Origin of the sequence: Micromonospora sp. NPDC005220, from assembly GCF_040607895.1 — a bacterium.
GTDB lineage: Bacteria > Actinomycetota > Actinomycetes > Mycobacteriales > Micromonosporaceae > Micromonospora.
Genome location: NZ_JBEXHP010000242.1, coordinates 1 through 1,408 on the forward strand (window position 1 = coordinate 1; position 1,408 = coordinate 1,408).

Here is a 1,408-nt window from a genome sequence, read left to right on the forward strand (position 1 = left end):
TACTCCAACGTCACATGGCTTGTCTGCGTTGGTAGTGGGCTCGGCGGGCTCGGGCTTGGGATGTTCGTCGCCAGATCGACCAGTGCAGGGTGTGCTCTGGCGGGGGCGATGTGACGAGGACGAAGGCGTTGAGGAGTCGGCGGATCTCGGCGACGGTCAGCGCGATGATCTCGGAGTCGGCGTTTGGCTGCTGCGTGGTGGCGGCGAGGATGGTCAGGACGGCCAGGGCGAGCATGGCCAGGGTGATGAAGCGGTGCCAGCCGGTCCAGCTGCGGACTTGGTAGTGGTCCAGGCCGACCTGGCCTTTGCCGGTCTGGAACAGTTCTTCGATGCTCCAGCGGGAACCGGCCACCCGGACGAGGGTATGCAGTGGCACTGGTCGGGGTGACCAGCACAGGTAGAAGGCCAGCTCACCGGTGGTCCGGTTGCGACGGATGAGCAGCCACCGATGTTCATCAGGGTGGGTGGCGGTGGTGATCCAGGCCCACAGATAGTCGCGCGGACCTTTCGCGCCCGGCCCGCAGCTGTGCGGCTGCCACGCGCGGGTGGGTATCCGTTCGGCGAGGTCATCAACGCGGATGAGGGTGCGGCCGTCGTTGACCGCCACGCGCCGGCCGCAGCCGACCGCCAGGACGTAGCCGATCCCGCGCTGTTCCAGGTCGCCGCGCAGGCTGGGGTCAGCGCCGTAGACCTCGTCGCCGGTCACCCACCCGAAGGGGACACCAGCCTCGATCGCGGCGGCGATCATCTGCCGGGCCAGGGCCGGCTTCGTGGCGAACCCGACACCGTCCGGGACGCCGGCTGCGGTGAGACGCTCGGGCCGGTCGCACCAGGTCGTCTCGGGTAGGTAGAGCCGGCGGTCGATCATCGCCCGCCCCGCAGGTGAGACGTAGGCCAGGAACACCCCGACCTGGCTGTTCTCGACCCGACCGGCGGTGCCGGTGTACTGCCGCTGCACCCCGACCGAGCACACGCCCTTCTTCAAGAACCCGGTCTCGTCGGTGACCAGCACCGCATCGGGGTGCCCGAGCTGATCGATCAGCCACGCCCGAACGTCGTCGCGGGCGGCGTCGGCGTCCCATACCGCCGTACGCAGCAACCGCTGCATCGCCTGCGGATCAACGTGGCCTGCCCGTTCCGCGAGGGACCAGCAGGTCTTGCGTTCCACGCCCGACAGCAGCCCTTCCACGAACTGCGCCGCCGTCGCACGCGGCTCGGCCCGCACGAACCGGTCAGCGACACGCGCCACCGCCTCGTCCAGGATGACCCGCCACCTGCTGGGGTTTACGCTGTGACACGCGGCCACCGCACGATCTTCGGTTGTCCTCACAAACCATCGATGATCGACGCGGTGGCCGTCTCCATGCCCACGCCACGCCCAACGCCAAAGCCAAGTGACGTTGGAGTA

General features: G+C 68.6%; 1 protein-coding gene. It reads right to left on the minus strand.

Going from position 1 to position 1,408, the window contains the following annotated elements; translation table 11 throughout:
* Positions 1–10: 10 nt before the first annotated feature.
* Positions 11–1,249: an IS701 family transposase gene (locus ABZU52_RS32430; protein ID WP_354974719.1), complete on the minus strand. Its 1,239-nt coding sequence runs from the start codon at positions 1,247–1,249 to the stop codon at positions 11–13.
* Positions 1,250–1,408 lie beyond the last annotated feature (159 nt).